Source organism: Paenirhodobacter sp. CAU 1674 (genome assembly GCF_029222945.1).
GTDB lineage: Bacteria > Pseudomonadota > Alphaproteobacteria > Rhodobacterales > Rhodobacteraceae > Rhodobacter.
Genome location: NZ_JARHUH010000002.1, coordinates 25067 through 50273, shown reverse-complemented (window position 1 = coordinate 50273; position 25207 = coordinate 25067). Strand labels below are relative to the sequence as shown.

Annotated in this window: 27 protein-coding genes, 1 tRNA gene and 1 pseudogene; 18 read left to right on the top strand and 11 right to left on the bottom strand. The window is 63.8% G+C overall.

Annotated features, from left to right (window positions below; translation table 11 throughout):
• The first annotated feature begins 12 nt into the window (after positions 1-12).
• Together P2G62_RS02405 and P2G62_RS02400 are read left to right on the top strand one after the other, a co-directional pair.
• Positions 13-1245 (top strand): class I SAM-dependent RNA methyltransferase, encoded by a 1233-nt coding sequence (locus tag P2G62_RS02405; RefSeq protein ID WP_275733271.1) that lies wholly within the window; start codon positions 13-15, stop codon positions 1243-1245.
• A 66-nt stretch (positions 1246-1311) separates the two neighbouring features.
• The gene (locus P2G62_RS02400; RefSeq protein WP_275733270.1) at positions 1312-1821 is read left to right on the top strand and encodes a L,D-transpeptidase family protein; all 510 of its coding nucleotides are present in this window, start codon (positions 1312-1314) and stop codon (positions 1819-1821) included.
• A 56-nt stretch (positions 1822-1877) separates the two neighbouring features.
• On the opposite strand, the gene P2G62_RS02395 is transcribed toward P2G62_RS02400, so the two are convergent.
• Positions 1878-2387: a CAP domain-containing protein gene (locus tag P2G62_RS02395; RefSeq protein WP_275733269.1), complete on the bottom strand. Its 510-nt coding sequence runs from the start codon at positions 2385-2387 to the stop codon at positions 1878-1880.
• Between the two features lie 167 nt (positions 2388-2554).
• Here P2G62_RS02395 and P2G62_RS02390 point away from each other — a divergent pair, with 167 nt between their 5' ends.
• Positions 2555-3160: a L,D-transpeptidase gene (locus P2G62_RS02390; RefSeq protein ID WP_275733268.1), complete on the top strand. Its 606-nt coding sequence runs from the start codon at positions 2555-2557 to the stop codon at positions 3158-3160.
• 69 nt (positions 3161-3229) lie between these two features.
• Here the strand turns inward: P2G62_RS02390 and P2G62_RS02385 are convergent, their stop codons facing one another.
• Entirely contained in the window at positions 3230-3529 is a 300-nt protein-coding gene (locus P2G62_RS02385) for a hypothetical protein (RefSeq protein ID WP_275733267.1), read from the bottom strand.
• A gap of 156 nt (positions 3530-3685) precedes the next feature.
• The gene (hemH, locus tag P2G62_RS02380; protein ID WP_275733266.1) at positions 3686-4741 is read right to left on the bottom strand and encodes a ferrochelatase; all 1056 of its coding nucleotides are present in this window, start codon (positions 4739-4741) and stop codon (positions 3686-3688) included.
• 89 nt (positions 4742-4830) lie between these two features.
• Here hemH and otsB point away from each other — a divergent pair, with 89 nt between their 5' ends.
• Both otsB and P2G62_RS02370 read left to right on the top strand, forming a co-directional pair.
• A complete protein-coding gene (gene otsB, locus P2G62_RS02375; RefSeq protein ID WP_275733265.1) occupies positions 4831-5604 on the top strand; it encodes a trehalose-phosphatase in 774 nt (257 codons plus the stop codon).
• Positions 5592-6938, top strand: coding sequence for a trehalose-6-phosphate synthase (locus tag P2G62_RS02370; protein WP_275733264.1), 1347 nt, complete (start codon positions 5592-5594; stop codon positions 6936-6938). The genes otsB and P2G62_RS02370 overlap by 13 nt, the downstream gene beginning before the upstream one ends.
• Here the strand turns inward: P2G62_RS02370 and P2G62_RS02365 are convergent.
• Positions 6935-7771, bottom strand: a complete 837-nt coding sequence (locus P2G62_RS02365; RefSeq protein ID WP_275733263.1) for a methyltransferase domain-containing protein — start codon at positions 7769-7771, stop codon at positions 6935-6937. The genes P2G62_RS02370 and P2G62_RS02365 overlap by 4 nt on opposite strands.
• A gap of 1 nt (position 7772) precedes the next feature.
• On the opposite strand from P2G62_RS02365, the gene P2G62_RS02360 reads away from it, so the two are divergent.
• The 4 genes from P2G62_RS02360 to P2G62_RS02345 are packed head-to-tail and all read left to right on the top strand — an operon-like array spanning position 7773 to position 10102.
• The gene (locus P2G62_RS02360) at positions 7773-8543 is read left to right on the top strand and encodes a double zinc ribbon domain-containing protein (protein WP_275733262.1); all 771 of its coding nucleotides are present in this window, start codon (positions 7773-7775) and stop codon (positions 8541-8543) included.
• A gap of 37 nt (positions 8544-8580) precedes the next feature.
• Positions 8581-8835 carry a glutaredoxin 3 gene (grxC, locus tag P2G62_RS02355; protein WP_275733261.1) on the top strand — a complete coding sequence of 85 codons (255 nt, stop codon included), beginning with the start codon at positions 8581-8583 and terminating at the stop codon, positions 8833-8835.
• Entirely contained in the window at positions 8835-9665 is an 831-nt protein-coding gene (locus tag P2G62_RS02350) for a carbon-nitrogen hydrolase family protein (protein ID WP_275733260.1), read from the top strand. Before grxC ends, P2G62_RS02350 begins: the two co-directional genes overlap by 1 nt.
• Positions 9662-10102: a MarR family winged helix-turn-helix transcriptional regulator gene (locus P2G62_RS02345; protein WP_275733259.1), complete on the top strand. Its 441-nt coding sequence runs from the start codon at positions 9662-9664 to the stop codon at positions 10100-10102. Before P2G62_RS02350 ends, P2G62_RS02345 begins: the two co-directional genes overlap by 4 nt.
• A 209-nt stretch (positions 10103-10311) precedes the next feature.
• Here P2G62_RS02345 and P2G62_RS02340 read toward each other — a convergent pair whose 3' ends face one another.
• The 3 genes from P2G62_RS02340 to P2G62_RS02330 all read right to left on the bottom strand — a co-directional run bounded on the left by P2G62_RS02340 (position 10312) and on the right by P2G62_RS02330 (position 12734).
• Complete coding sequence (locus P2G62_RS02340) at positions 10312-11427, bottom strand: site-specific DNA-methyltransferase (RefSeq protein ID WP_275733258.1); 1116 nt, start codon at positions 11425-11427, stop codon at positions 10312-10314.
• Positions 11428-11525: 98 nt separating this feature from the next.
• Complete coding sequence (locus P2G62_RS02335) at positions 11526-12161, bottom strand: ribonuclease HII (protein ID WP_275733257.1); 636 nt, start codon at positions 12159-12161, stop codon at positions 11526-11528.
• 87 nt (positions 12162-12248) lie between these two features.
• On the bottom strand, positions 12249-12734 hold the full coding sequence (locus P2G62_RS02330; protein ID WP_275733256.1) for a hypothetical protein: 486 nt from the start codon (positions 12732-12734) through the stop codon (positions 12249-12251).
• A gap of 162 nt (positions 12735-12896) precedes the next feature.
• On the opposite strand from P2G62_RS02330, the gene P2G62_RS02325 reads away from it, so the two are divergent.
• The 5 genes from P2G62_RS02325 to P2G62_RS02305 all read left to right on the top strand — a co-directional run bounded on the left by P2G62_RS02325 (position 12897) and on the right by P2G62_RS02305 (position 17428).
• On the top strand, positions 12897-13181 hold the full coding sequence (locus tag P2G62_RS02325; protein ID WP_275733255.1) for a hypothetical protein: 285 nt from the start codon (positions 12897-12899) through the stop codon (positions 13179-13181).
• The gene (locus tag P2G62_RS02320) at positions 13153-13857 is read left to right on the top strand and encodes a helix-turn-helix domain-containing protein (RefSeq protein ID WP_275733254.1); all 705 of its coding nucleotides are present in this window, start codon (positions 13153-13155) and stop codon (positions 13855-13857) included. The genes P2G62_RS02325 and P2G62_RS02320 overlap by 29 nt, the downstream gene beginning before the upstream one ends.
• 69 nt (positions 13858-13926) lie before the next feature.
• Positions 13927-15027: a carboxynorspermidine decarboxylase gene (locus P2G62_RS02315; protein ID WP_275733253.1), complete on the top strand. Its 1101-nt coding sequence runs from the start codon at positions 13927-13929 to the stop codon at positions 15025-15027.
• 69 nt (positions 15028-15096) lie between these two features.
• Positions 15097-16335 carry a saccharopine dehydrogenase family protein gene (locus P2G62_RS02310; RefSeq protein ID WP_275733252.1) on the top strand — a complete coding sequence of 413 codons (1239 nt, stop codon included), beginning with the start codon at positions 15097-15099 and terminating at the stop codon, positions 16333-16335.
• Positions 16336-16696: 361 nt separating this feature from the next.
• Positions 16697-17428, top strand: coding sequence for a Crp/Fnr family transcriptional regulator (locus tag P2G62_RS02305; RefSeq protein WP_275733251.1), 732 nt, complete (start codon positions 16697-16699; stop codon positions 17426-17428).
• A gap of 183 nt (positions 17429-17611) precedes the next feature.
• Here P2G62_RS02305 and P2G62_RS02300 read toward each other — a convergent pair.
• The 3 genes and pseudogenes from P2G62_RS02300 to P2G62_RS02290 form a co-directional block, all read right to left on the bottom strand.
• Positions 17612-17857: pseudogene (locus P2G62_RS02300) on the bottom strand (type I secretion system permease/ATPase); the annotation flags it as partial.
• Positions 17858-18213: 356 nt separating this feature from the next.
• Positions 18214-19692: a tetratricopeptide repeat-containing sulfotransferase family protein gene (locus P2G62_RS02295; RefSeq protein WP_275733250.1), complete on the bottom strand. Its 1479-nt coding sequence runs from the start codon at positions 19690-19692 to the stop codon at positions 18214-18216.
• Between the two features lie 325 nt (positions 19693-20017).
• A tRNA-Arg gene (locus P2G62_RS02290) sits at positions 20018-20094 on the bottom strand.
• Between the two features lie 266 nt (positions 20095-20360).
• Between P2G62_RS02290 and P2G62_RS02285 the strand changes: the two genes are divergently transcribed.
• Complete coding sequence (locus P2G62_RS02285) at positions 20361-21392, top strand: LacI family DNA-binding transcriptional regulator (RefSeq protein ID WP_275733249.1); 1032 nt, start codon at positions 20361-20363, stop codon at positions 21390-21392.
• 21 nt (positions 21393-21413) lie between these two features.
• Here P2G62_RS02285 and P2G62_RS02280 read toward each other — a convergent pair whose 3' ends face one another.
• Positions 21414-22235, bottom strand: a complete 822-nt coding sequence (locus P2G62_RS02280; protein ID WP_275733248.1) for an ABC transporter permease — start codon at positions 22233-22235, stop codon at positions 21414-21416.
• Between the two features lie 126 nt (positions 22236-22361).
• Between P2G62_RS02280 and cysQ the strand changes: the two genes are divergently transcribed.
• Genes cysQ through P2G62_RS02265 form a run of 3 tightly spaced genes read left to right on the top strand, consistent with a single transcriptional unit; the run spans position 22362 to position 25179 of the window.
• Complete coding sequence (gene cysQ / locus P2G62_RS02275; RefSeq protein ID WP_275733247.1) at positions 22362-23156, top strand: 3'(2'),5'-bisphosphate nucleotidase CysQ; 795 nt, start codon at positions 22362-22364, stop codon at positions 23154-23156.
• Positions 23156-23956: a manno-octulosonate cytidylyltransferase gene (locus P2G62_RS02270; protein WP_275733246.1), complete on the top strand. Its 801-nt coding sequence runs from the start codon at positions 23156-23158 to the stop codon at positions 23954-23956. The genes cysQ and P2G62_RS02270 overlap by 1 nt, the downstream gene beginning before the upstream one ends.
• The gene (locus P2G62_RS02265) at positions 23953-25179 is read left to right on the top strand and encodes a glycosyltransferase family 2 protein (RefSeq protein WP_275733245.1); all 1227 of its coding nucleotides are present in this window, start codon (positions 23953-23955) and stop codon (positions 25177-25179) included. Before P2G62_RS02270 ends, P2G62_RS02265 begins: the two co-directional genes overlap by 4 nt.
• The last annotated feature ends 28 nt before the right edge of the window (positions 25180-25207 follow it).

Genomic DNA, 25207 nt, shown 5'->3' with positions numbered 1-25207 from the left:
AAGGGGAAGACCATGGATCAGACCGAACTGACGATCGAACGTTTGTCGCTGCATGCCGATGGCGTGGCGCATGGGCCTGCGGGCACCGTGCATGTGGCCATGGCCCTGCCCGGCGAGGTGGCCAGCGGTGACATCGTCGAGGGCCGCATCGCCGTGCCCCGGATCGTCACCCCTTCGGATCGGCGCGTCAAGGCGCCCTGCCCGCATTACCGCGCCTGCGGTGGCTGTGTGTTGCAGCACGCCTCGGACGACTTCGTGGCGGGCTGGAAGGCCAGCGTGGTGGAAACCGCCCTGGCCGCCCGCGGCATCGCGGCCAGCGTCAGCCGGGTCGAAACCTCGCCGCTGCACTCGCGCCGCCGGGCGACGCTGGCCGGACGGCGCACCAAGAAGGGCACGCTGGTGGGGTTTCACGCCCGCGCCTCGGATACGCTGGTCGAGGTGCCCGACTGCCTGATCCTGCGCCCCGAACTGCTGGCCGCCCTGCCCGCGCTGCATGAGGCGACGGCCATGGGCGGCTCGCGCAAGGGCGAGATCGCCTTTGCCCTGACCCTTTCGGAAGCCGGGATCGAGATGGCCGCGAAAGGCGGCAAGGAGATAGAGCCCGCGCTGTTCACCCAACTCGCCGATCTGGCGCGGCGGCACGATCTGGCGCGATTGAGCTGGAACGACGAGACCGTCGCCGCCCGCCGCCCCGCGCAGCAAAGTTTCGGCACAGCCAAAGTCACACCGCCGCCCGGCGCCTTTCTGCAGGCCACCGCCAGCGGCGAGGCGGCGCTGGTCGATTTCGTGCGCGGTGCCGTGGGCAAGGCCGCGCGGGTGGCCGATCTGTTCGCCGGATGCGGCACCTTCGCGCTGCCCTTGGCCGCGAATGCCGAGGTCCATGCCGTCGAAGGGGACGCCACGATGCTGACCGCGTTGGACCGGGGCTGGCGCGAGGCGCAGGGCCTGAAGCGCGTGACCCATGAGGTGCGCGATCTGTTCCGCCGCCCGCTGCTGCCCGACGAACTCGATCGCCATGACGCAATCGTGATCGACCCTCCGCGCGCCGGGGCCGAAGCGCAGGTGCGCGAGATCTGCGCCTCGAAAACCCGCACACTGGCCTATGTTTCGTGCAATCCGGTCACATTCGCCCGCGATGCCCAACTGCTGATCGCCGCGGGCTTCGCGTTGCGCGATCTGATCGTGGTCGATCAGTTCCGCTGGTCGGCCCATGTCGAGCTTGCAGCCCGGTTCACGCGCGGCTAGCAGCCTAGGAAAACCGATCGCTTCACGCTAGAGTGCATAAAAATGAGCAGCGAAAACAGGCCCCTCATGCAACGTCGCACCGCCCTTTTCGGGCTTTCCTCTCTTGCCCTGCTGGCCGCGTGCGGTGGCCCCGGCAGCGGCGGCAAATTCCGCAGCTATGCGGGCCCGCCGATCACGCAGATCCAGGTGTTCAAGGGCAAGCGCCGGATGATGCTGTTCTCGGAAAACAAGGTCATCAAGACCTACAAGATCGCCCTGGGTGGCAACCCTGTGGGGCCGAAACGTTTCGAAGGCGACGGCAAGACCCCCGAAGGGATGTATTTCATCGACCGCCGCAATCCGAATTCGGCCTATCATCTGTCGCTCGGGATCAGCTATCCGAACGCGCAGGATACCGCCTTTGCCGAAGCGCAGGGCCGCAAGCCGGGTGGCGACATCTTCATTCATGGCCGCGCCCGCAAGAACAAGGGGCGTGGTCGCGACTGGACGGCGGGCTGCATCGCGGTCAAGGACGAAGAGATCGAAGAGATCTATGCGATGATCGCGACCGGCACGCCGATCTTCATCTTCCCCTGAACACGACATGGAAAAGGGCCCCGCGGGGCCCTTTGCCTTGGCACGGCGGTTGGGCCTTACTGGCCCGTGACCATCGTCCACCAGATCTTGCCCGACGCTTCCTGATACCAGCCAAAGCCCATCTGGGTGGCCGCCGGGTTGAGGATCACGTCGCGGGTATCGGACAGTGCCATCCAGGCCGACAGGGTCTCGGTCTCGGTCTCGTAGGTTTCCGAGATGTTTTCGCCCAGAATATGCCCCATGAAGCCCTGACGGCGCGCGCGATCCAGCGGCGACGAGCCGTCCGAACCCCAGTGCCACGGCCGGTTCTGCGAGGCCATGTCCTGGGCATGTGCCGTCGCCGCCGCCATCAGCTGCGCATTGAGCACCACCGGCGCGGTGCCACGGGCGGCACGCAACGAGTTGACGGATTCGAGCACGCGTTGCGGGATCACCCCGGCTTCCTTTGCCGTGATCTTGTAAAGCTGCGGCAAGGGCTTGCCGTCGGGTCCCAGTTGCGGCGCGGCAGACTCACAAGCCGCCAGCGCCAGAACAGACATTACAATCAGCGCTTTGACAGATTTCATCGGATAACCCCTGCAATTTCAGGCCAGAGGCTTACACGCATGACCGCACCCGCGCAAACGCACAGTTGCGTGAAACCGCCCGATGACGACGGTTTGATTTGCACCTGCGGCAAAGGCGCACTATGGCTGAGCGAAATTCGTGGACTGGGCCGCGATGGAGTATGATGATGACCGATATGCGCAAACCGCTTGATCGCCGCGCATTCCTTGGGACCGCGGCACTGCTGGGTGCGGGGCTTGCCCTGCCCGCCATGGCACAAACGCCCGATGCCGGGCTGGAACAGCATGAAGACACCGCCAACACCAACATGCGGCGGAACATCTCGAGCTTCCGGGCGCTGGACTGGCAGCCCTATTTCAGCACCCTGACCAACGGTGCCATCCTGGTGGATACCGTCTCGCGTGCGCTGCATTTCTGGTCCGAGGATCAGTCGATCTACAAACTCTATCCGACCTCGGTTCCGGTGTCCGAGGATCTGACCCGCCGCGGCCGCACCGAAGTGATCCGCAAGGTGAAGGGTCCGACCTGGGCCCCCACCCCGGCGATGAAACAGCGCAACCCGGACTGGCCGGATTTCGTGCCGGCAGGCCCCGACAATCCGCTGGGCACCCGCGCGCTTTACCTCAGCTGGCAGTATTACCGCATCCACGGCACGCATGACACGCGCAAGATCGGGCGCAAATCCTCGAACGGCTGCATCGGTCTGTATAACCAGCACATCGAAGAGTTGTTCGAGCTGGCCCAGGTCGGCACGCAGGTTCTGCTGATCTGACCTATTCCCCCCGGAACGCGGAATCCAAGACCCCGGCAGAGCGATCTGCCGGGGTCTTTTGATACCAGATCAGTTGCTGCGACCCTTGCCGCCGCCGTTGCCCGCACCTTCGCCACCGCGACCGCCGGCACCGCCCTTGCCACCGCTGGCCGCAGAGCCGACATCGGGGTCCAGCTTGCCGCGGGCGTTTTGCACCATCACACCCAGCATTTCGTCCTCGCCGGGGGTGTCCACCGATTTCGCGAGGTTTTCTTCATGGTTCTTCGACAGGATCGTGTCCTCTTCGGTGGCCCAGGGGTTGGCATACCCCGCCAGGGCTGGACCGCCCAACACCATCACCACTGCCGTCATCACCATCAGTTTTTGCATCATTTTTCCTTTTTGCTCCAAAGGCCGCCGCCCCGAAAACGGCCCGAACTCAGCCCATATGGCCTGCACTCAGGTGCACACCACAGGCTTAAAGATTCATTAAAAATGCCCCAAAACGCTCCGGGGCAGATTGACGCAGCAGAAATTTCGGCAAAATCAAGCCAGCCAGCCGGCGAAGTTCTCCTGAACCACGTCCATCAGCGCCGCGATATGCAGATCGTCGTCGTTGAGGCACGGGATGTAGGTGAAGCTTTCGCCACCCGCATGTTCGAAGGCCTCGCGGATCTCGCCGTTGATCTCTTCCAGCGTTTCGATGCAATCGGCCGAGAAGGCCGGCGAAATCACGGCGATGTTCTTTTTCCCCGCCTTCGCCAACTCGGCCACATGTTCGACCGTGTAGGGGCGCAGCCATTCCTCGCGGCCAAAGACCGACTGGAAGGTGGTGTCGATCGCATCCTTGTCCCAGCCCAGACGTTCACGCAGCAGCCGCGAGGTTTTCTGGCACTGGCAATGGTAGGGGTCGCCTTCCATCAGATAGCGTTTGGGCATGCCATGGTAGGACGCGACCAGCACATCGGGACGGGTCGGCAGCGTGGCATAGGCACGCTCGACCGATTGCGCCAGCGCTTCGACATAGCTGGGACGGTCGAAATATTCGGGCGCGATGCGCACTGCGGGCTGGCGTTTCTGTTTCATCAGCGCGCGGAAGAATTCGTCATTGGCCGTGGCCGAGGTGGCGCCTGCATATTGCGGATAAAGCGGCAGGAACAGGATCTTTTCACAGCCCGCCGCGACCATCCGATCCACCACCGACCGGGTCGAGGGGTTGCCATAGCGCATGCAGAATTCGACCATCACCTCGGCACCATAGCGTGCCTCGACGGCCTCGCGCAGCTTGGCCACCTGCTGCTTGGTGATCGTCATCAGCGGGCTTTCGTCGGCCTCGGTGTTCCAGATCGACTTGTAATTGGCGCCGCTGCTGAAGGGGCGCTTGCTCAGGATGATAAGTTGCAGCAGCGGCTGCCACTTCCAGTTCGGAATGTCGATCACCCGCTTGTCCGACAGGAACTCGTTCAGATAACGCCGCATCGACCAGTAATCGGTGGCGTCGGGCGTTCCCAGATTGGCCACCAGAAGCCCGATTTTCGCCTGGGCGACGGGCGGGTGATCGGCAGGGGCATGGGCGAGGCGCGGGTTTGCGTCGATCTTCATTCTGTCGTCCTGTCTGTCACTGTTCGGAACCTTTCCCGACTTAAAGTGTTTTGACGGCGGGTCAATGCGACCTTTCAAAATGAGACAGAATGCCTTACCCTAACGCCATGCCCAGCACATACCCTTCCGAGGCGTCCGCGCCTCCGCCGCTCGATTGTGCCCGTCATGCCGTCTTTCTGGATTTCGACGGCACATTGGTCGAGATTGCCCCGCGCCCCGATGCCATTCTTGTACCCACGGATTTGCCCGCTCGTCTGGCCGCATTGAGTGACGCCTGCGCAGGGGCGCTGGCGGTGGTGTCGGGCCGGTCGCTGCCGGAACTCGCGGGCTATCTGCCCGGGTTTGCCGGGCTCATGGTCGGCAGTCACGGCGCCGAGGCACGCGGCATGGCCCCGCCGCTGGGCGACTCCCCCTCCGGGCTGGCGATGCTGCAAAACGACCTTGCCGCCTTTGCCGCAAGCAAGGGCCTGCTTTACGAAGAAAAGACCCATGGCGGCGCGCTGCATTACCGTCAGCGCCCCGAAGCGGCGGACGAAGTGGCGGCGTTTGCGGCCGATCTTGCCGCGCAAACCCCGGGCTTTGCGGTGCAGCCCGCCAAGATGGCGATGGAACTGCGCCCCGCCGGCGTGTCGAAAGACCGCGCGCTGAGCGCCCTTTGGGCACTGCCGGTCTTTGCCGGGCGCATTCCGGTGTTTCTGGGCGACGACACCACCGACGAACCCGCACTGGACTGGGCCGGGACACAGGGCGGCTTTGGCATCAAGATCGGCACGGGGGACAGCTGCGCGGGCTATCGCCTGCCCGATCCCGAAGCCGTGCGCGACTGGCTTGCCGCGGCGCAGGGGGTATCATGGGGCGTCTGATCTGCCTTTCGAACCGGATTCCGATGGGGCCGAACCCGTCCGGCGGGCTTGTGGTGGCCCTGGGCGATACCCTGGCCGAACGCGGCGGCATCTGGATCGGCACCTCGGGCGAAACGGTCGAGACCCCCGCCCCCCATTTGCGCAGCGTGGACGGCGGGGCCTTTGCCCGGATGTGCTTTGACCTGAGCCCCGAGGAGCAGGCCAATTACTATGACGGCTACGCCAATTCGGTGCTGTGGCCGCTGTTTCACGGCCGCACGGATCTGCTGGATATTCACGGCGAATTCCTGTCCGCCTACAAGAATGTCAACCGCCGGCTGGCGCGGATGCTGATGCAGATCCTGCAACCCGAAGACCGGATCTGGGTGCATGATTTTCATCTGATCCCGATGGCCTACGAGTTGCACAATCTGGGCGCACAAAACCGGATGGGGTTTTTCCTGCACACCCCGTTTCCGACGCCGCTGGCGATGCAGGCGCTGCCCAACGGCCCCGAGCTTTGCGAATGGCTTTCGCATTTCGATCTGATCGGACTGCAGGCCGAACGCGACGCGCGCAATTGCATGGCCGCGATGGTCGAGATCGGCGGCGCGACCGAACTGTCGGGCGGCTTCATCCATCTGGCGCCGCGGCAGGCCCGGATCGGTGCCTTTCCAATCGCCATCGACGCGCGCGAATTCGCCAGGCTGGCCGAGGATGAAATGGCCAAACTGCCGCCCGGCATCGTCAAGCCCGACCGGCGGCTGATGATCGGCGTCGACCGGCTGGATTATTCCAAGGGCGTGCCGCAGCGGTTCCGGGCCTTCGGCGAATTTCTGGCACGGCATGAAGATTGGCATCGGCATGTGTCGCTGCTGCAGATCTCGCCGCCCACGCGCGAAGGCGTGCAGGCCTATGACGACATTCGTCAGGAAACCGAACATCTGTCGGGGCAGATCAACGGCACCTATGCCGACATCACCTGGGTTCCGATCCGCTTTATCAACCGCCCCGTCGCGCGCGAGACGCTGGCGGGGCTGTACCGTGCGGCGGATGTGGCGCTGGTGACGCCATTGATGGACGGGATGAACCTGGTCGCAAAGGAATATGTGGCGGCACAGGACCCGGCCAGCCCCGGCGTGCTGATCCTGAGCCAGTTCGCCGGCGCGGCCGAACAGATGACCGAGGCGCTGATCGTCAACCCGCACGACCCCGAACAGATGGCCACCGCGATGATGACCGCGCTGGCGATGCCGCTGAACGAACGCAAACGCCGCCATGCCGCGCTGATGCGGGTGCTGCTGAAGCAGGACGTGCACTGGTGGTCGCGCGGGTTCCTGACCGCACTGGGTTAACTTTCCGGCGTATCCTTTTGCGGCAGTGCGCATGTGTTCAGCGCATCCGCCAGCCGCTGGATCGCCGAGCCGGGACGCAGCGGTTTTTGCTGGCTTTCATGCGGCTTCCAGCCGGTCAGCCAGACCATGTCGAAACTGGCCCGCACCCGCCCGTCAGGGTCAGAAAACGCCTGGACATACCGGTTGAGCGCCTCGGCCAGAACGGCACGACGCATGAAATGACGCGGGCGTTGCGTCAGCGCGTTGGCCTCTCCCATCGCGCGCAGATCGGCCAAAAGGCGCAGCGGGTCGGCATAGCTGACCTTGCGCAGCACACTGTCGGCCACGGGCAGCGCCAGCCCCGCGCGCTGCAGCAGCCCGCCCAGATCGCGGATCTCGCCCATCGGCAACACACGCGGGCTCAGCCCGCCGGTCACGGCGGCCTCGGCCTCGGCCAGTGCGGCGCGCAGCTCGGCCAGCGTCTGCCCGCCGAACATCACCGCCAGGAACAGCCCGTCAGGGCGCAGCGCGCGGGCGCATTGCACCAGCTGCCCGACCGGGTCGTTCGACCAGTGCAGGCACATCGCATGCACCACCAGATCATGCGCGCCCGGCACCAGATCCAGAACCTCGTCATCGGCCACCACCTTGGCGTCAGGCAGGACTTCGCGCCACGGCCCCGGGAAATTCGTCACCAGGGCCGGGTTCGTAAACCTTCTGTTAACCTCGTTGAGCCTCTCCTCGAGTTCAGCGGCCGCATCCTCGTGCAGAAACAGCGCGGGGCCTGCAGCGGCGGCACGGTGGCGGTTGCGCATCAGCGCGGCTCGGTCGGTCAGAGGGGGCGGTGTGGTCATGATGGGGCCGGACCTTAAGACGGTTCGCACGGGGATGCTAGCGGGGATCAGACAGGTCGCGCAGGGCGCGCTGCATATCGTCTTCCCGCCGCGCTGCATCGCCTGCAACGGGGCGGTCAGCACCGATTTCGGCCTGTGCGGGCCGTGCTGGCGCGACACACCCTTCATCACCGGGCTGGCCTGCGACGGCTGCGGCGCGCCCCTGCCCGGCGACGACACCGGGCCGGTGCTGTGTGACGACTGTCTGGCGCAGGACCGGCCTTGGGCGCGCGGGCGCGCGGCGCTGGCCTACCGCGACAACGGGCGCAAACTGGTGCTGGCGCTGAAACATGGCGACCGGCTGGATCTGGTGCGCCCGATGGGCGCCTGGCTGCACCGCGCCGCAGCGCCGCTGCTGGAGCCCGGCATGCTCGTCGCGCCGATCCCGCTGCACCGGCTGCGGTTGCTGAAACGGCGCTACAACCAATCGGCCCTGCTGTCGCGCGAACTCGCGCGTCTGGCCGGGTTCGATCATTGCGCCGATCTGTTCGAACGGCCGCGCGCAACCCCCAGTCAGGATGGCAAGACTCGCGACGAACGCTTCGAAAACCTGCGCGGCGCCGTGCAGGTCACGCCCCGGCGGCGCGCATCTGTGGCGGGGCGGCATGTGCTGATCGTGGACGATGTGATGACCTCGGGCGCGACGCTTTCGGCGGCAACTCAGGCCGCGTTGGCGGCAGGCGCGGCAAAGGTCTCGGTTCTGGCACTGGCGCGCGTTGCGAAGGACGCCTAAATCCCTATAGTCACCCGCGACCCAAGGGATACCTGAAATGAAACGCGTCGAAATCTATACCACCCGCACCTGCCCCTATTGCATCGCCGCCAAGGCCCTGCTGTCGCGCAAGGGCGTGCCCTTCGAGGAAACCGATGTCGCCGACCCCGCGCTGCGCCAGGCGATGATGCAACGCGCGGGCGGACGCCGCACCGTGCCGCAGATCTTCATCGACGGCCAACTGGTCGGCGGCTGTGACGACATCCACGCACTGGACGCGGCGGGCAAGCTCGACCCGCTGCTGGCCGATTGATGCGCGCGGGTCTGCTCCAGCTGTCGGTCAGCGACGATCCGGCGGCCAATCTGCCGGTCACGCGCGACTTCATCCGGCAGGCGGCGGCGGGCGGCGCGGGGTTCGTGCTGACGCCCGAATGCACCAATCTGCTGAGTTCGGACCGCGCCCATCAACGCGCGGTGCTGCATCACGAGGATGACGACCCGACCCTGGCCGCGCTGCGCGCCGAGGCTGCCGATCTGGGGATCTGGCTGCTGATCGGCTCGCTCGGGCTGAAGACCCATGATGCCGACGGCCGCTTTGCCAACCGCTCGTTCCTGATCGCACCGGACGGCGGGATCGTGGCGCGCTATGACAAGATCCACATGTTCGACGTGGATGTGTCGGAAACCGAGAAATACCGCGAATCCGAAGGGTATCGCCCGGGCACCCGGGCGGTTCTGGCCGATGCGGGCTGGGCGAAGATCGGCATGGCGATCTGTTACGATCTGCGCTTCCCGCAGCTGTTCCGCCGCCTGACCCAAGGGGGGGCGCAAATCCTGACGGTACCCGCGGCCTTCAACGACACCACGGGTGCGGCGCATTGGGAAAGCCTGCTGCGCGCCCGCGCGATCGAGAACACCGCCTTCGTGCTGGCGCCGGCGCAATGCGGCACCCATGCGGCCCATGGCGGCAAGCCGCGGCGCACCCATGGCCACAGCCTGGCCATCGCCCCCTGGGGCGAGGTGCTGGCCGATGGCGGCAGCGACCCCGGCGTGACGCTGGTCGATCTGGATCTGAACCGCGTGACCGAGGCCCGCGCCCGCGTGCCCTCGATCACCCACGACCGTACATTCGAGGGACCATGAACGACGGCTCCGATCCGCTGGCCGCGGCCCTGTTTGCCGAGGTGTTCATGGCCGATCAGCTGGCGCGCAACGTGGTCAGCCGCGCGCTGCCCAAGGGCATGGAAATCTCGCATTTCTCGGTGCTCAATCACCTGGCGCATATCGGCGAGGAACGCACGCCCGCACAACTGGCCGCGACCTTTCACGTCACCCGTGGCGCGATGACCAACACCTTGTCGAAACTGGTGTGGGCCGGGCATATCCATATCCGCCCCGATTGGGACGATGCACGGCGCAAGTTCGTGGCGATCAGCCCGGCAGGGCGGCAGGCGCGCGATGCGGCGCTGGCCGCCTTCATGCCGGTGATCGCCGACATCGTGCGCGACATCGGCCCCGAAAAGATTCGTGCGACGCTGCCCGTGCTGCGCGAATTGCGCGCCCGTCTGGAAGACAGTTGAACGCCGCCGGGGGGCCGTCTGCCCCCCGCACCCCCCGAGAGTATTTTTGCCAAGAAGAAGCACCCGATTTCTTCTTGGCAAAAATACTCCCGCCGGAGGCGGAATGGCAAAAGACCCCGCCGAGCGAACGGCGGGGCAAGGCTGCACCTGCGGGCGGACCACAGGCGCTGGCGGTAACTGAATGACAGTCAGGTAAGCCGGGGGCCCGATCAGTTCGGGCGCCCCTCCATTTCGGCGCGGATCTGCTGGCGCAGCAGGTCGATGGGCACCAGTTTGCCATCGCGCTTGAAGTGCCAGTAGGTCCAGCCGTTGCAGCTGGGCGCGCCTTCGAGATGCGCGCCAACCTGATGGATAGAGCCTTTCACGTCATTTCCGACGAGCGTGCCATCGACCCGGACTTTCGCCTTGAAGCGATTGCCGATGGAGAAAAGCTCTTCGCCCGGGCGCAGCATGCCGCGTTCCACGAGCTGGCCGAAGGGAACGCGCGGTTCTGCGCGCTTCGAGCCGGTCATTTCCAGGGCCTCTTTGTCGAACTTGCGGATCTTGGCGATCCGCTTTTCGGCGACCTTGCGATAGGATTCCTCGCGTTCGATCCCGATGAAATCGCGCCCCAGCATCTTGGCCACGGCGCCGGTGGTGCCGGTGCCGAAGAACGGGTCCAGGATGACGTCGCCCGGGTTGGTGGTGGCCAGAATCACGCGGTGCAGCAGGCTTTCGGGTTTCTGCGTCGGATGCGCCTTGTCGCCGGCGTCATCCTTCAGCCGTTCGTGCCCGGTGCAGATCGGCAGCACCCAGTCCGAGCGCATCTGCACGCCTTCGTTCAGCGCCTTCAGTGCCTCGTAATTGAAAGTGTATTTCGCGCCTTCCGATTTGGACGCCCAGATCAGCGTTTCATGCGCGTTGGTCAGGCGTTTGCCGCGGAAGTTCGGCATCGGGTTCGATTTGCGCCAGACCACGTCGTTCAGGATCCAGAACCCTTGGTTCTGCAGCTCCGCCCCCATGCGGAACACGTTGTGGTAGCTGCCGATCACCCAGATCGCGCCATTGGGTTTCAGGATGCGGCGCGCGGCGGCCAGCCAGTCGCGGGTGAAATTGTCATAGGAGGCGAAGGACGAAAACTGATCCCAGTGATCGTCCACCGCATCGACCTTGGAATTGTCGGGGCGATGCAGATCGCCGCGCAGTTGCAGGTTATAGGGCGGATCGGCGAAAATCAGATCCACGCTCGCCTCGGGCAAGCGGTTCATCGCGTCGACGCAATCGCCCGCCAAAATCTGATTGAGCGGCAACGCCGCCGGCGCCACCTGCGTTTTTACCTTGGTCATCTGTGCCTCATTCTGCCCGATTTGGGTATGCCGACTTGTGCCGGTCTATGTCCCCAAACATGAGTCAAAGGCGATTCGCCGTCAAATTCTTTTTTGAATCAACTACTTACAGATTTGCCTTGGCACAAGATATTGTGCACGGGTTTGAACGAACGCCTATGCACGGGGGTCACACCAAGATTTAGGAGCGCCTCCAGATGGTCTTTGGTCGGGTAACCGGCGTTCTTCTCCCAGCCGTAGCCGGGATATTGTTGCGCCAAATCCACCATCAGCGCATCGCGTGCCTCTTTCGCCAAAATCGAGGCGGCAGAAATCGACACCGATCGCGCATCGCCCTTCACCAGCGCCTCGGCCGACACGCCCAGATCGCGCGGCAGACGGTTGCCGTCGACCAGCACATGATCGGGCGGGGTGCGCAGCCCTGCCACTGCACGGCACATCGCAAGATGGCTGGCCTGCAGGATATTGAGCGCGTCGATTTCCGCGACGCTGGCATGGGCCACGCAGAAATCGGCGACCTGCATGATTTCGGCGGCCAGTTCGGCACGCCGTTTCGCGCTGAGCTTCTTGCTGTCGTTCAGGCCGGCGGGGATGCGCGCGGGGTCCAACACCACGGCGGCGGCGGTCACGGGCCCGCACAGGGGGCCGCGCCCGACCTCGTCCACGCCGGCGATGCGCAGAAGGCCACGCGCCTGCGCGGCCTGTTCAAAGGAATAATCGGGGTTCTGTATCATGCCGTCCGGGATGCCCGCTGGGCGCCGCCCGTGCAATGAAAAAGCGCGGAGGGTTGCCCCTCCGCGCGCTGTGCGATGCCGGTTTCCTCAGCGGCGGCTGATACGGTAGCCGTGGCTTTCGAGGCAGTTGCGCCCGAACACCTCTTCCCGGCGGTTATGGTCGGTGCGGATGTCGAAGGCGCAGGCCTGCGGCAGGTTCACCCGGCTCGCGTTGCGCTCCATGCAGCGCCCCGAGATCACCTCGCGGGTGCGGCCCCGGGTTTCGACGCGGGTCACGCATCGTGCGGGCACCGTATAGCGTGCATCACGGCGCGCTTCGCGGCGGTCATCGTCCCAACGGTCCTGGTAACGGTCCTGATAGCGTTCTTCGTAGCGCTCGGTCCGGCGCTCCTGTTTCTTGTCTTTCTCGATGCCGTCGATGATCAGCGCCATCGTGCCGATTCCCAGCACGATCCCCAGCGCGTTGCGGTCTTTCTCGCTCAGCGCGGCGGCGGGGGTGGCGGTCAGGCTGGTCAGCGCAATCGTCGCGGCGGCGGCAACGGTGGTCAGCGACTTGAACGAAAAGCGGGTCATGGCAGTGTCCTGTGTGAAAGCGGGTCGCCCCGCGGTTTCGATGCCTGGACCCTGGCCCCGACCGCAACCGCCACGCAATAACAGCCCCCTGTTATCCGATAGCAAGCCCTGTAACCCCCTTTGGCTATTGCATAACAACGTCACTGCGCGCAGCGTTGGGACATGATGAAACATGCGCTCCTGATCCTTGCCCTTCTGGCCGCAGCCCCCGCGCAGGCCGACTGCTATGCCGATTACAAGGCCAAGCAGGACAACCCGCTGCGGCTGCATTACGGGGTGGCCAAGCTGCCCGACAATGCCTGCGGGTCGGCCGGGGCCGCCGCCAAGGCCCTTGCCCCGCGTCTTGCCCGTCAGGGCTGGACGCTGCTCAACATCCTGTCCATTTTCGGCCCCGAAGGGTTGGATCAAAGGAAAGCCAGTGCCGGACAATATTTCCTCCGTTACTGACAGCCTGCGCGCGGGCAACCGGGCCGTGGTCTGGGGTATTGCGGCGATTGCCACGATTCTGGCCGTCGCGGCGGGATTGCTGTTTTTCGCGCTGCCCGACGCCAATGCCTTCAACGCGCGGGTCGAGCGGATCTTCGTGCAGAACGACGCGCTGACCGGCGCGGGCGAAATCCGCCTGCTGGAGGTTCTGGCGCAATCGGGCACCGCCTTTGGCGAGGTGCTGTCGTCTTACCGCGTCATCATCTTCATCCTGCTGGTCTTTGCCACCGCCCTGCTGATCGCCGCGCTGGTGTTCTTGCTGCTGATAGTCGGGCTGAACCGGCGGATGAGCGAGATCCAGCGCGCCGGGATCGAGGTGCAGCGGCTGCGCATCCTGCGCAGCGAAAACGCGGTGATGCTGAACGACATGGCCTTCACCCTGACGCCCGCGGCGATCGAGACACTGGCCGTGCTGGCCGAGGCGCGGATGGATGACGACATCCTGACTGGCGCGCAGATCGAAGCGACGATTTCCGGCCGCCCCGAACCCGATTGCGACGAGGCCGCGGGCGCCACCCGGATCAAGCGGCTGCGCGATGCCCTGGGCAATCAGCTGGTGGCCGAGCTGCTGGTGCGCAACATTTCACGCAAGGGTTACACTTTGGCCGTAGCCAAGGACGCAATCCGCGTGGACTGAGTTTCCCTTGCGAAGGGGGGGCATGGGCCCTATATCGCGGCTTCACTTTGCCGCCTCGGGGGGGAGCCCATGATTCCGACACCCTTTTACCTGATCGACGAAGCGCGGCTTTTGCAGAACATGCAAAAGATTGCCCGCCTGCGCGAATTGTCCGGTGCCAAGGCGCTGCTGGCGCTGAAGTGTTTCGCCACCTGGGGCGTCTTTCCGTCGATGCGGCCCTATATGGACGGCAGCACGTCCAGCAGCCTGTTCGAGCTGCGTCTGGGGCGCGAGAAATTCGGCGGCGAGACCCACGCCTATTCCGTCGCCTGGTCGGATTCCGAAATCGACGAGGCGATCGGCTATGCCGACAAGATCATCTTCAACTCGATCAGCCAGCTGGAGCGCTTTGCCGACAAGGCCGCGCATATCGAACGCGGGCTGCGGCTGAACCCGCGGTTTTCCACCAGCGGGTTCGACCTGGCAGACCCGGCGCGGCCGTTCTCGCGGCTGGGCGAATGGGACATGACCAAGCTGATGACCGCCCTGCCCCGGATTTCGGGCGTGATGATCCATTACAATTGCGAGAACCGCGATTTCGACCTGTTCGACCAGCAACTGACCCGGATCGAGAGTGAATTCGGCGAATTCCTGAGCCAACTGAAATGGGTCAGCCTGGGCGGCGGCATCCACTTCACCGGCGAAGGGTACCCGCTGGAGGCGCTGGCCGCGCGGCTGCGCGCCTTTGCCGAGAAATTCGGCATCCAGGTCTATCTGGAACCGGGCGAGGCCTCGATCACCGGGGCAGCAAGCCTTGAGGTCTCGGTTCTGGACATCGTCGACAACGGCAAGCAGGTGGCGATCGTCGATAGCAGCATCGAGGCGCATATGCTCGATCTGCTGATCTATCGCGAAACCGCGAAACTGCCACAGACCGGCGATCACGCCTATCAGATCGCGGGCAAGACCTGTCTGGCAGGCGACATCTTCGGCGATGCGAAATTCCCCGCGCCGCTGGCGGTGGGCGACCGGATCAGCATTGCCGATGCGGCGGGCTACACCATGGTCAAGAAGAACTGGTTCAACGGCGTCAACATGCCTGCCATCGCCGTGCGGCGCGCCGATGGCAATGGCACGGTCGAGCTGATCCGTGAATTCACCTACGAAGACTATCAGTCTTCGCTTTCGTGAGGGCATCCGCCCTTGATCCGGGCCGCGCAGGCCCCCTTCCCCTGTCCTGAAGAAAAGGAGACAGCAGAAGTGAAACGTAACGTGCTCATCATCGGTGCCGGGGGCGTGGCGCAGGTCGTCGCCCATAAATGCGCGCAGAACAATGACGTTCTGGGCGACCTGCACATCGCCTCGCGCACGAAGGCGAAATGCGACGCAATCATTGCCAGCGTTCTGGAAAAGAACGCGATGAAGGTGCCGGGCACGTTCGACAGTCACGCGGTGGACGCGATGGACAGCGCCGCCGTGGCCGCGCTGATCCGCCAGACCGGGGCACAGATCGTCATCAACGTGGGGTCCGCCTTCGTGAACATGACGGTGATGGATGCCTGCATCGAAACGGGCGCGGCCTATATCGACACGGCAATTCACGAAGATCCGGCCAAGGTCTGCGAAACGCCGCCGTGGTATGGCAATTACGAATGGAAGAAGCGCGATCTGTGCGCGCAAAAGGGTGTGACCGCGATCCTGGGCGCGGGCTTCGACCCCGGCGTGGTGAATGCCTTCGCGCGGTTCGCCGCTGACGAATACATGGACGAGGTCAAATCCATCGACATCGTCGACATCAACGCGGGCAGCCACGGGCGCTATTTCGCGACCAACTTCGACCCCGAGATCAATTTCCGCGAATTCACCGGCACGGTGTTTTCGTGGCAGGGCGGCAAGTGGGTCGAGAACAGCATGTTCGAGGTCGGCCGCGACTGGGATCTGCCCGTGGTCGGCACCTGCCGCGCCTATCTGTCGGGCCATGACGAGGTGCATTCGCTGAGCGCGAATTACCCGCAGGCCGATGTGCGGTTCTGGATGGGCTTTGGCGATCACTACATCAACGTCTTCACCGTGCTGAAGAACCTGGGCCTGCTGTCGGAACATCCGGTAAAAACCGCCGAGGGCCAGGAGGTCGTGCCGCTGAAAGTGGTCAAGGCCGTGCTGCCCGATCCGTCCAGCCTCGCCCCGGATTACACCGGCAAGACCTGCATCGGCGATCTGGTGAAGGGCACCAAGGACGGCAAGGATGTCGAGGTGTTCGTCTATAACGTCGCCGATCATAAAGAGGCCTATCTGGAGGTCGGCAGCCAGGGCATTTCCTACACCGCGGGCGTGCCGCCAGTCGCCGCGGCGATGCTGGTGGCCACCGGCGAGTGGGACGTGGGCACGATGAAAAACGTCGAGGAACTGGACCCGAAACCGTTCTTTACCCTGCTCGACCGGATCGGCCTGCCCACCCGCGTGCAGATCAATGGCGAAGACAAGGCCTGGAACGACTGATCCGACCCGACATCTGAACCAAAGGCCCGCGCCCGTCGCGGGCCTTTTTTATCAGGCCCGGCACGATGCGAAATCCATGCAGCGCTGCCTTCGCGGCAGCCGACGCCATGACCGCGCGTATTATGGAGGTCAGCCTGCGCAACCCCGGCTCGCCCCTTGGTTGCGGCAATAGACCGCAATTTCAGCCGCCCCAACGCCCGGCGCCCAAGAATGTGACAAAGCTTCCGTCCCCTTGCGCAGTGCATCATTATTGCGCATCAAAGATTGACAGAGGCCGGGCAGGTTTGCGACTCTCCTCAGGGGTGAATTGCACGCAGATGCAGCTATGCGCCTGATTTGTAGGTAGACACTTAGGGCGATCATGACGGCTCATCTCGCGACCTCCGAGACAGAAGCAGGCTGCACAACCTGCAAATCGCGCAAAAACGGTCTGTGCGGGCGGCTGTCGGATCAGGTGCGCGAACGGGTCGCCGCACGAGCCCAGATCGTCAGCTATCCGGCGAATCGACGCATCTGTGGCGGAGAGGGCGACAGCTCGGACGTGGTCATCCTGCGCAGCGGCTATGTCAGGACACAACACCACAGCCTGTCCGGGCGACGCCAGATCATGGCGATCGCACGCCCGGGCCAGACCGTCGGCCGGGAAAACGAAGAACGCAACGAACATGAAATCGAGGCGATCACCCCGGTGTCGGTGTGCCGGCTTGAGCGGCTGGAATTCGAGCAGCTGCTCAGTCGTGAGCCGGGGCTGTGCCGGGCGCTGTGCAACCAGATGGTCACCCGTCTGGACGAGACGCGGCGGCTGACCTGGATTCTGGGTGCGCTTGAATCAAATCAGCGGCTGCGCGCGTTCCTGCTGCTGTCGCGCAACTGGATGGACTGGGCCCCGCAGCCCGATGGCACCGGGGTGCTGACGATGATTTTGCCCCGGCGTGACATCGCCGATCTGCTGGCCACAACCCCCGAAACGATCAGCCGGCTGCTGCGCCAGTTGCATGCACAGGGGCTGATAGAAATTCTCAGCCCCCGCCAATTCCGGCTTTGCGACATTCCCGGCCTCGCCGATGGGCTGGATATGGTCATTCCGCTCTGACCTCGCCGCGACGCGGGTCAGAGCCGCTCCAGCAACAGAGAGTTGCCCGCAACTTCCGTCAGCTTCGCCAGATCGAGCACGTCGATATCATAGGGCGTGTTGATCCGTATGATCTTGTCCCCTTCGAGCTGATGAAACGAACGGCTGAGCGATTCCGGCGAGGTGCCGCTCGCTCAGACTTTCCTGAATACGCGCACCGACGCGGGCCATCACCCGGCCGCGCACGAACTCAAGCAACGTGTAGAAAAAATACAAGAACGCGACCAAGGCGAACAAGGCGACCAGCGTCTCTTCGGAACGCGAACCGATCACGCGATCATAGACCTGCAGCATGAACAGCGGCCCGGTCAGCAGCAGCAGGTTGGTGAAAAAACTGAACAGAAATGCAGATCCGATCAAGCCCCGCACCCCGGCGAGGCTTCGTTTCATTTCCGCCCCGGACAATCCTGCCTTCATCGAGTTTTCCTATTCTGCCGTCTTGCGGATGTGCACCCGTCGAATGCTGGCAAACCGACGGTGTTACACAATCCGGCGCGCTGTGGCACCCGCCCCATTCAACCACGGGTTTTAGCCCCTCAATCCAAAGTTTCATAGGGAAAACAACGCCGCGCCTTGGATAATGCGGTGCGGTCGTCACTATCCGGGCCCGGAAGAACACCCTATTTTCGCGGATGACAGACTGCAGCGCACGCGTTGACCCAACCCTTCGCCTGACAACCGGGGGAGAGTGACGAAAACGCACAACTTCGGCGTGTTTCAGTGCCCCGAAACCCGCCGCGGGCCTTTCAGCCCTGCGCCAATGCAGCGATCAGCGGCTGCAGGTCGTCTGCATATTTTTCCCAGGCATGCATCGAGCTTTTATAGATCGGCTGCCGCACCTGATGCAGCGAAATGGTTTTCACCATTCGCGTGCTGCGGTGGAAATTCAGGCAGCCATCCTCCCATTCCAGCCCTGCGGCCGCCACCAGACGACGCGACTGCTCCTCGGGGTTCCGGATCAGGTCTTCATAGTGGACTTCGATAAACGCGTCGGGCGTCTTTTCGCGCCAGAAATCGACGATCTTGCGGAAGCTCTTGTATTGATAGGCCATGCTGTCGAAGTCATAGGCGTAGGGATGATCCCCTTCCCGGAAGATGTTCTTGTAAATCGACAGCAGGTTGTCGCGCGGGTCGCGATGCACCACGATGATACGGGCATTCGGCATGATGTGCCGGATCAGCCCGATAAACAGATAGCTGGTCAGTGTCTTGTCGGTAACGTACCGGTCGAAAGCCACCTGCCCGCGCAGAACACTGCGATAGAAGGTGCGGACCGCCTCCATCTCTTCGCGCGGGATGTCGGCCAAAGCCCGCAACCCATCCCCCTGCTTGACGTGAACGAGCTTTCGCAGCGCCCCCGTCAGCATCAGGATCTCGCCCGCGCCGGTGACCTGCGAATGGCTTGCGAGGATCTGCTCGACAAGGGTTGTGCCGGACCGGGGCATGCCGGTGACGAAGATCGGGGCGAAACTGTCGTCCGGCTCAAGGCCCGGCGTCCCGAAATCCGCATCCCGGAAAACCTCGATCAACCCCTCGACTTCCTTGCGACGCTCCGCAATCGGGTCGAGCGTGGCAGGCATCAATGCGCGCATTTCGGCATTCGCCTCGTTCAGGAAACGGAACACCCGGTCGGTCTGGCCGCTGTCCTCCATCGCCTTGGCCAGCGCGAAACACAGGTGGGCATGCTGGCGTGGCGGCAGGTCATGGGCCTTGTAGATCCGGAGCATCTCCGAGATCAGCGGGTCGCCCTTGCGCAGTTTCTTGCTCGACAGCATCGCAAGATAAAGCGTGCCATTGTGGGGCACCCGCCTGATCGCACGGCGAAACTCCCTTTCCGCGGCCTCGAAGTCTCCGGCACGCTGCAGCAACTGACCCAAAGCCAGCCGCGCGGCCATGTCGTTCGGCTGCAATCGGATCAGCTCCCTGAACTTGTCGACGGCCTTCTCGATCGAGCCTGCATCCCGCAGCGCTTCGGCATAAGTCGTCAGGATGATCGGGTCTTCGGGGCGCAACCGCTGCGCCTTGGCCAGGACCCGCGCCGCGCCGCGATAATCGCGCGCCGCAATGCCGATCTTGCCGATCTGATACAGGGCCTCGACGGTGTCTGGCCGGAGCGCAAGGATCGCCTTGTAAAGCTCATGCGCATCGCCAAGCCGCCCCGCCATCTGCAAAGCCCGCGCCTTCTGCAGAGCCGCCGGAATATCCCTGGGACTTGGGCCAAACATGATCGAATGCTTTCTTCTGGGACAATTCGGGCTGAAAGGCGCGAGAAATCATACGCATGGCCCAGAAAAAGAATGACCATTTCCGACCAATGGATGCAACCGCAGCATGCACTGATCGAAGAAACGTGATCGGTCAGCCGCCACAGTTTCCCCAGGCTCGGCTCTTCAGAAACGAGACGCCGGAGGCATGCATAGGCCCGGGACACCGGCGGAAATACATCGGACACATCAGGCCGACAATTTCCCGGGCATCGCGCTGCACCGATCTTCCCCCGCTCAAAAGCACGCCTAAAAAGTAAGGTATTTCAATATTTTGAGGGGAGATTGGTGACCCCGACAGGATTTGAACCTGTAACCTGCCCCTTAGGAGGGGGCTGCTCTATCCAGTTGAGCCACGGGGCCACAGGCCCTTAATGGGGGCAATTCGTGATTTGCGCAAGCCACAGGGAGAGGAAGGGCAGATAGGAACAGGGGGAACGGTTGGCCGACCGTTCCCCCCTTGATGTTCCGGACCCGTGATCGGATTCTACACACGCGTCGGATCTGTCAGGCACCGGATTTTCGGAGTCTTCTCCAGTGCCGTTATCGCTAACATAGCGCTTGCCAGACGCTTGCGCAACAGAAATATATGAGTCTAACAAGGACAATCCCAACGAAAGGCTCGTCGATTGACCCGTCCCCCTACCGACCCCCGCCGACCGCTGACCCTGCGTGACGTCTCCGAAGCCTCGGGGGTTTCGGAAATGACGGTCAGCCGGGTGCTGCGCAATCGCGGCGATGTGTCCGACAGCACGCGCGAAAAGGTGCTGGGGGCGGCCAAGGCACTGGGCTATGTGCCCAACAAGATCGCGGGGGCACTGGCATCGCAGCGCGTAAATCTTGTGGGGGTGATCATCCCTTCGCTGTCGAACCTGGTGTTTCCCGAGGTGCTGTCCGGGATTTCGGCAGAGTTGGAGGATACCGGGCTGCAGCCGGTGGTCGGCGTGACCAACTATTCGCCGCAGAAAGAAGAGGCGGTGCTTTACGAAATGCTGTCCTGGCGCCCCTCGGGGGTGATCATCGCGGGGCTGGAGCACACCGACTCGGCGCGTGCCATGCTGGAAAACGCCGGCATCCCGATTGTCGAGATCATGGATGTCGACGGTTCCGGCGTCGATTCGGTCGTTGGGATCTCGCATCGCCGGGCAGGGTTGCACATGGCCGAGGCCATCGTCGCGGCGGGCTATCGTCATATCGGATTTCTGGGCACGAAGATGCCCGAGGATCACCGCGCCCGCAAACGGCTGGAAGGCTTCAAGGAGGGGCTGGCTGCCGCCGGGCTGCAGCTGGAGGACGAGGAATTCTATTCCGGCGGTTCCGCGCTGTTGAAGGGGCGCGAGATGACAGAGGCGATCCTGAAACGCTCTCCCAACCTTGATTTTCTATATTACTCCAACGACATGATCGGCGCCGGCGGGTTGCTGTGGTGTCTGGACAACGGCATTGACGTGCCCGGGCGCGTTGGCCTGGCCGGGTTCAACGGCGTTGACCTGCTGGACGGGTTGCCGCGGCGCTTGGCGACGATGGATGCCTGCCGCCGCGAAATCGGTCGCAAGGCGGCCGAAATCATCGCCGGGCGTCCACATTCGGGGCTGATCGGCGGCGAGGTGATCGAACTGGAACCGACATTGCAGCGCGGCGACACGATCCGCAGCGCCTGACCTGCCGGGACGCGCAGGCGCCTAGCGCCGCGCGCTCCAGCTGATCGAGGCATATTGCCGGGTATAGAATTCACCCATCAGGCCGATCATCAGGAAGGCCAGACCGACATAAAGCGGATACTGCCAGTTCGAGAAATGCGGGTTGTAATTGATGAAGGTGAAGCCCCGCGCCTGGTCAATCGTGTGAAACAGCGGGTTCCAGTTGAAGAGAACCAGCATCTTGTGCGGCAGGGTATTGGCCAGGAACATCTTTCCCGACGCGATCATGTTCGCGCGGGAATAGACCTGCTGGATCACACCGACGACATCGGGTGCCCAGGGCTTGGCCGCCAGAAACACCATGCCCAGTGCAACCCCGGTGAACCACGACAGGAAAACCATCCCCATGGCGCCGACCCAGTTGTAGATCTCGATCGGTTTGAACGCCGCGTGATACAGATACATCACCACCAGCATTGAAAGCAGCTGGATGTAAAGCGCGCCCAGCGCCGCCGCCGAAATCGAGACCGCCGTCGTCATCGGCGCGTGCTTCATCATCTGCGAGGTCGAACTTTCGGCCCCGAAGACCGCGCCCATCGCCTTGGTATGGGTCATGAACAGGAAAATCCCGCTCATCACATACAGCAGGAAATCGCCCCGCACGCTGTTACCGCGCATCCCCAGAACACCGAACATGATGTAGAAGGTGAATACCAGCAGCATGGTCTGAAACATGTTCATGATCAGACCGATGATGGCATTGCCGTGGCTGCGGCGGATCGAGCGCACCGTCGCATGATAGATCAGCTCCAGCAGGCTGAAGGTCGATCCAAGCGTGGAATTGCTGCGTGCTGCTCTGAACATGACCCTGCCGCGCTGGCTGTTGGCGTGATTATGCCGTGGAAAACTTGCCGTTCCCTTGACGGACTATCATAAGGTTAGACAAACAGCATAGCAATCGGGCCAAATTCGGGCCGGAATGGAGTGAAAATGGATTTTGAACGCCTTGTTGTGGTGATGCGCCGCCTTGCACTGGAGGCAGGCGACAAGATCATGGAAATCTACAACTCTCCCGAATTCGAGGTGAAATCGAAATCCGATGCCTCGCCGGTGACAGAGGCCGACGAGGCCGCCGATGCGCTGATTTCGGCCGGGCTGGCCGAGGCGTTTCCCGGAATGCCGCTGGTCACCGAAGAGCAAGCCGCCAGTCACAGCCAGAATGTCAGCACCTTCCTGATCGTCGATCCCCTTGATGGCACAAAGGAATTCATCAAGCGGCGCGGCGATTTCACGGTCAATATCGCCTATGTCGAAAACGGTGTGCCGCTGCGCGGTGTGGTCTATGCCCCGGCCCGCGAGCGGCTGTTCTATACGCTGGCGGACGGGCGCGCGGTCGAGGAAACAGGGCCGTTCGACAAGGACACTATCGGTGCGCAAGTGCCGATCACTGTCTCGGTCCCCGACAATCGCGGGCTGATGGTCGTGGCCTCGAAGTCGCATCGCGATCAGGCCACCGACGATTACATCAATCAATATGCCGTGAAAGACATGACCTCGGCCGGGTCTTCGCTGAAATTCTGTCTGGTGGCAACGGGCGAGGCCGATCTTTACCCGCGCCTTGGGCGCACGATGGAATGGGATACGGCCGCGGGCGACGCGGTGCTGCGCGGCGCGGGCGGCGAGATGGTGCGCTTCGATGACCACAGCCCCTTCACCTATGGCAAGCCCGGCTTCGAAAACCCGTTTTTCATCGCCTTCGCCCCCGGCGTTCTGCTGGTGAAATGATGTCTGTTCTGATCGTCATTCCCGCCCGCTACGCCTCGACCCGCTATCCCGGCAAGCCGCTGGTCGCACTGACCGGGGTTTCCGGCCAATCGAAAACCCTGATCCGGCGCAGCTGGGAAGCGGCGATGGCGGTGCAGGGCGCCGACCGCGTCGTCGTGGCCACCGATGATCCGCGCATTCAGGCCGAGGCCGAGGGCTTCGGCGCCGAGGTGGTGATGACCTCGGAGGCCTGCCAAAACGGCACCGAACGCTGTGCCGAGGCGCTGGCCAATCTGGGCGGCGGCTATGACATCGTGGTCAACCTGCAGGGCGATGCACCGCTGACCCCCGCCTGGTTCATCGAGGATCTGGTGGCCGGGCTGCGTGCCAACCCCTGGGCGGAACTGGCAACCCCGGTGCTGCGCTGCGAAGGCGCGATGTTGGAGGCGCTGAAAGAAGACCGCCGCAACGACCGCGTGGGCGGAACGACGGCGGTGTTCGGGGCGGAAAATCGCGGGCTTTATTTCTCGAAAGAGGTGATCCCCTTCACCGCCGCCCGCTATGCGCCCGAAGACCCGACGCCGGTGTTCCACCATGTCGGCGTCTATGCCTACCGCCCCGAAACACTGGCGGAATATCCGACCTGGCCGGTCGGGCCGCTGGAAACGCTGGAAGGACTGGAGCAGCTGCGCTTTCTGGAAAACGGGCGCGCGGTGCTGTGCACCGAAGTGGCCGCGCGCGGGCGCCAGTTCTGGGAGCTGAACAACCCCTCGGACGTGCCGCGGATCGAGGCGATGATGGCCGAGATGGGGCTGGAATGAGCGACACGGCGGTGGTGCGGACGAGCGTGATCGTCGTTTCGCGCCACCGCGCCGCCGCCTTGACCCGCTGCCTGACCGGGCTGGCGCAGCTCGACCACCCCGACTTCGAGGTGATCGTCGTGGCCGACCCCGAGGGGCTTGCTGCGACCGAGGATCTGGCCGTGAAGCGGGTGGCCTTCGATGCGCCCAATATCTCTGCTGCACGCAATGCCGGGTTGAGGCAGGCGGCCGCCCCGGTGGTGGCCTTCATCGACGATGACGCCGTGCCCGAACCGACCTGGCTGTGCCGCCTGACCGCCCCCTTCGCCGATCCGCGTGTGGCGGCGGCCGGCGGGTTCGTGCGCGGCCGCAACGGGATTTCGTTTCAATGGCAGGCCAGCAGCTGCGACCGGATGGGGCAGACCAGCCCCTTGATGGTTGACGAAACCGCGCCCAGCCTGCACGCCCCGACCGCCGGACGGGCGATTCGCACCGAAGGCACCAACTGCGCCTTTCGTCGCGACACGATCCTGCAACTCGGCGGCTTCGATCCAGGCTTTCAGTTCTATCTGGACGAGACGGACCTGAACATGCGGCTGGCTGCAGATGGGCATCTGACCGCGATCGTCCCGGGCGCGCAGGTGCATCACGGCTTTGCCGCCTCGGCCCGGCGTGCAGTTGACCGCGCGCCGACCGACCTGCATCAGATCGGCGCCTCCATGGCGGTGTTCTGGCGCAAATACGCCCCTGCGCACGCCGATCTGGAGGCAGCCAGCGCCACGCTGACCGCACGCCAACGCAACCGGCTTTTACGCTACATGATCGACGGCGCGCTGGAGCCACAGGACCTGGCGCCGATCCTGACCACGCTCCAGGCCGGGCTGAAGGAAGGCCGCGCCCGCCCCCTGCCCGATCTGGCGCCGCTGTTGTCCGACACCACAGCCTTCCTGCCTTTCCCCGCAGGGCCGCGCCCACGCCGCATCATTGCCGGGCGGGTCTGGCAAGCTTGGCGCAAGCGTCGCGCTGCGGCACGCGCCGCCGCCCGTGGCGATTTGGTCACGCTGCTGCTGTTCGGCCCCTCGATCCGTCGCCACCGGCACTGGTTTCACCCGCAAGGGTATTGGGAACAAAACGGCGGGCTTTGGGGCCGCGCCGGGCGCCAGGATCCGTTTTTTCGACCTTTTGGTTTCCGTGCCAGGGTGCGCCACGAGGCCAGCCGAATTGCAGACCTGCGCAATCCCTGACCGGACATGCAGCAAATGTCGCGAACCG